This is a genomic window from Paenibacillus sp. E194 (assembly GCF_000935845.1).
GTDB classification, from domain to species: Bacteria; Bacillota; Bacilli; order Paenibacillales; family Paenibacillaceae; genus Paenibacillus_B; species Paenibacillus_B alvei_B.
Genome location: NZ_JMDX01000373.1, coordinates 1 through 4,068 on the forward strand (window position 1 = coordinate 1; position 4,068 = coordinate 4,068).

A 4,068-nucleotide genomic window follows, 5' to 3' on the forward strand; every position below is an offset into this window, starting at 1 on the left:
GCAGCGCCGCATGCTGCAGGAGGCCGTAAACCGCTGGTGGCCTTCCTTGCTGATGTTCTTTGGCCCGCCAGAAGGCGGAACCGTGTCCAGTAACCAGCAGATGAACATACGTTACAAGATTCGCACGCAGACGAACGAGGAGCTGCGGCAGGCCTTTTTCCATAAATATGTGAATCGGATTTATCATTTGGGCTTGACGCTTCCGGACGACACGATTCGTTACGACGAAGCGGAGGGCGTCTGGCATTACCAGCAGCCCGATTGGGATCTCTTTGTACAAATTGTGCGTGGAAACGGACCTTGCTCGGCACAGCGGCTGCGGCTGCGGAAAATGTCCTACGAAGAGGCGGAATGGGTGCGGGAAGCGATGGTGGCTCCTCCGCCCCGTACATCCTATGCGGCTGGAGGAGGGGCGATATGAGCAGCGAACGGAAAGAGAAATTTGCCGTCTATGAGGTATTCAGCCAAAAGAGCCCGTCTGCCGGCTTCGTGCACCAGTTCAGCTTGTTGGCGCCTAACCCGGAAGCCGCGCTCCTGATGGCGCGGGAGAACTTCATGCGCCGCGAGCCCTGCATCAATATCTGGGTTGTGAACCGCAATGATATTCACGGACTGACACCGGAGGAACGCGAGAGCCTCGAACGACTGGACAACAAAAGCTATCGCGAAACAAAGGGATATGGCGACATCCAATCGAGGTGGCGGCGCCACAAGGAAGAGTATGAGAGCAGGGTGGATATCGCAGCACAGAAGGAGGGGTGAAATGTCGGAGCATATCGAAGTAGTGGCGGCGGAAGAGGCCAAGCGCCGCCCGGATTATACTCGGGCGCTGCGGGAGCTTTTGCTGCAGATTGCAGACGATGACTATATTTTGGCATACCGGGGATCGGAATGGCTTGGGCTGGCCCCTCACATCGAAGAAGATGTCGCTTTCTCCTCGATGGCGCAGGACATGATGGGGCATGCGGCGATGCTGTACGAGATGCTGGAGGAGTTGGGAGCTGGCAAGGCGGATGACCTGGCGCATTTGCGCCGCCCGGAGGCGTTCCGCAATGCCATACTGCTTGAGCGACCGAACGGCCCGGGCGAGTATGCGAATGAGCCGCATTACGACTGGGCGTTCGCGATTGCCCGCTGCAGCCTATACGGCATATTCAAGGAAATCCGGCTGGAAGTGTTGACTCATTCTTCGTATGTGCCCCTGAAGCAGGAGGCCAGTAAAATGCTGCGCGAGCATCAGTATCACAGCCGGTATTGGCGCTCCTGGTTCATGCGGCTGGCAGGCGGCACGAACGAGGCGCGTTCCCGATTGATTGCGGCCGTAGCCCAGGCGTGGAGCGATATTGGAAGTCTGTTCCCGCTAGGCAGCGAGGAGGAGGCGATCGTACGCTTCGGTCTGAGCATAGGTGGCGATGAATTGGCACGGCGCTGGGAGACATCGGCGCAGAGCTTGTTTGAAGCGAGTGGGCTCGCATGGCCAGGAGACTGGGTTATTCCTGTCAGGACTGGACGCGACGGGCAGCATACCGACGATTTGACGCAAGTCGTCGCCATCTTGTCGGAGGTGTACCGGATTGACCCGGCGGCCAGCTGGTAAAGGAGGCGGTTCATCGTGACGCAGATTATGCGGCAGATGCCAACGGGGCTTGAGGAACGAATTTGGGGACTGCTGCAGGAGGTCAAGGATCCAGAAATCCCCGTCATCAGCATGATCGAGATGGGGATGATTCACAGGGTAGTTGTAGACGAGAGCGTGGTTGAGGTGGAGGTCCTGCCGACCTTCATTGGCTGTCCTGCTTTGGAATTGATGAGGAGCGAAATTCAGGAGAAGCTGCTTTCCATCGAGGAAGTGCGCGAGGCGATCGTCCACTTCCTGCGGGAGCCAGCCTGGATCTCGGATCGGATTAGCGACGAAGGCCGGGAGAAGCTGCGTTCTTTCGGCATTGTTGCACCGCCGCGCGGTTGTACGCCGGGCGAGGATTGGAAGGTGCGGTGCCCCTACTGCGATTCTCCGTACACTCGCATGGACAATATGTTCGGTCCGGCGGCTTGCCGCAGCATTTTATACTGCAGGCACTGTAAAAAATCCGTTCGAAGCTTTGAAAGTGTTGTAAGTCGTTTGCTGCATGGTGTGTTCTTTGTATGGCGCTTCAATGCTCTGTAAGGGCTGATTAAGATTTGACAGGTCATTTGACTGTCAGCGACATGAAAGACAACAAAAACGATTGCGCACATTTGCGCGGCCTTTGGAGCGGAATAAGCTGCAGAGGCATAGGGAGGGTATCCGATAACGATGGAAAAAAGCATGCAAACTGTAGAATTGAAGTCGATGTTCATCAATGGAGAATGGACGCAAGCGCAAGGCGGCGGTACGCTCCGCGTTGTTAATCCAGCAACCGGTGACGAGGTAGGGACGGTAAGCTACGGTGACCATTTGGACGCCAGAGCGGCCATCGATGCGGCCCATCTGGCATTTCCAAGCTGGTCCCGCTTGACTGCCCGTGAGCGCTCAAAATATTTGTACCAATTATATGAATTGGTGCGCAACCATCGTGATGAATTGGCGAGCATCATCTCGGCCGAGATGGGCAAGCCGCTGCGGGAGGCCAAGGGCGAGGTGCTGGGAGCTGCCGACAACTTCATGTGGTATGCGGAGGAAGCGAAGCGGGTGTATGGCGAGACGGTTCCATCCTCTGTGCCGAACAAGCGGATTATGGTTAGCCGCCACCCGGTCGGCGTCGTCGGAGCGATCACACCATGGAATTTCCCGGTTAATATGGTCGCGCGGAAGATTGCGCCCGCACTCGCCGCAGGGTGCACGGTCGTTTTGAAGCCAGCCGAGAGCACGCCGCTAAGCGCAATTAAGTTATTCGAGCTGATTGCACAAGCCGGGTTCCCAGCCGGAGTCGCTAATCTGGTCATCGGCCAGCCGGAGACGGTGGGCCAGGAACTGCTCGACAATCCAAAGGTTCGCAAAATTGCCTTCACCGGCTCGACGCGCGTCGGCAAGCTGTTGATGGAAGGGGCGGCCAAGCACGTGAAGCGGGTCAGTCTGGAATTGGGCGGTCATGCGCCGTTTATTGTGTTCGAGGATGCAGACTTGGACGCGGCGGTTGCAGGGCTGTTCGAGAGCAAGTTCCGCAATTCGGGGCAAATGTGCATCTGTACGAACCGCCTGTATGTGCACGAGTCTGTGGCGGAGGAATTCAGCGCCAAGCTGATCGAGCGGCTGAGCAAGGCGAAGGTCGGCGACGGACGCAGCAAAGAAACAGAAATAGGCCCGCTCGTTAACCAACGGGCGCTTGATAAAGTGCTGCGCCATATTCAGGATGCACAGGACAAAGGCGGGAAAATTGTTTTCGGCGGCAAGCGCTTGATGGAGGGTGAATATGGCAAAGGCTTCTATTGCGAGCCGACCGTCATTACGGGCGTAACTAAGGAAATGGAGATTACTGCCGAGGAAACATTCGGCCCAATTGTGCCGATGATGACCTTCACGGATGAAACGGACGTTATCCAAATGGCGAACGACACATCATATGGCTTAGCTGCCTATGCATATACGCGCGACAGCAGCCGCACTTTCCGTCTAGCAGAGGCGCTGGAATACGGCATCGTAGGTATTAATGATGGTTCACCAACACAGACTCAGGCGCCATTCGGAGGCTGGAAGGAAAGCGGACTTGGCCTGGAGGGCGGACGCTACGGAATGGATGCATTTTTGGAAACGAAATTTGTCTCGTTCGGGTTGTAATCATCGTTTTGATAGATGTAATGAATGAATATTGAGAGATAAGGGAGGATTTATTCATGGTCAAATTAATCGCGATCTACCGCAAGCCTGAGGATGTCGAGGCGTTCAACGAGCATTATTTCAATACCCATTCTCCATTGGCAGCAAAAATGCCTGGACTCGTGAAGATGGAAGTGGGAACGATTTATGGAACGCCAATGGGGGAGAGCGATCTGCACCTGATTTGCGAGATGTATTTTGAATCGAAAGAGGCCTTGAAGGCAGCCATGTCATCCGCTGAGGGCAAGGCGTCCGGCAAGGATTTGATGGGATTT

5 protein-coding genes and 1 pseudogene are annotated in these 4,068 nt (G+C 55.7%); all 6 read left to right on the forward strand.

Annotated features, from left to right (window positions below):
- Positions 1 to 421, forward strand: a 421-nt coding sequence (locus tag AZ66_RS27565) for a Phenylacetic acid catabolic protein (protein ID WP_044357829.1), incomplete at its 5' end; no start/stop codon positions are given.
- Positions 418 to 762 carry a 1,2-phenylacetyl-CoA epoxidase subunit PaaB gene (paaB, locus tag AZ66_RS27570; protein WP_044357830.1) on the forward strand — a complete coding sequence of 115 codons (345 nt, stop codon included), beginning with the start codon at positions 418 to 420 and terminating at the stop codon, positions 760 to 762. The genes AZ66_RS27565 and paaB, both read left to right, overlap by 4 nt.
- A gap of 1 nt (position 763) precedes the next feature.
- Positions 764 to 1,597, forward strand: a complete 834-nt coding sequence (gene paaC, locus AZ66_RS27575) for a 1,2-phenylacetyl-CoA epoxidase subunit PaaC (protein WP_044357831.1) — start codon at positions 764 to 766, stop codon at positions 1,595 to 1,597.
- 15 nt (positions 1,598 to 1,612) lie between these two features.
- Positions 1,613 to 2,114: pseudogene (gene paaD, locus AZ66_RS27580) on the forward strand (1,2-phenylacetyl-CoA epoxidase subunit PaaD).
- A gap of 179 nt (positions 2,115 to 2,293) precedes the next feature.
- Complete coding sequence (locus tag AZ66_RS27585) at positions 2,294 to 3,754, forward strand: NAD-dependent succinate-semialdehyde dehydrogenase (RefSeq protein WP_082061765.1); 1,461 nt, start codon at positions 2,294 to 2,296, stop codon at positions 3,752 to 3,754.
- Between the two features lie 56 nt (positions 3,755 to 3,810).
- A partial coding sequence (locus AZ66_RS27590; RefSeq protein WP_044357832.1) for an EthD family reductase occupies positions 3,811 to 4,068 on the forward strand: 258 nt, incomplete at its 3' end.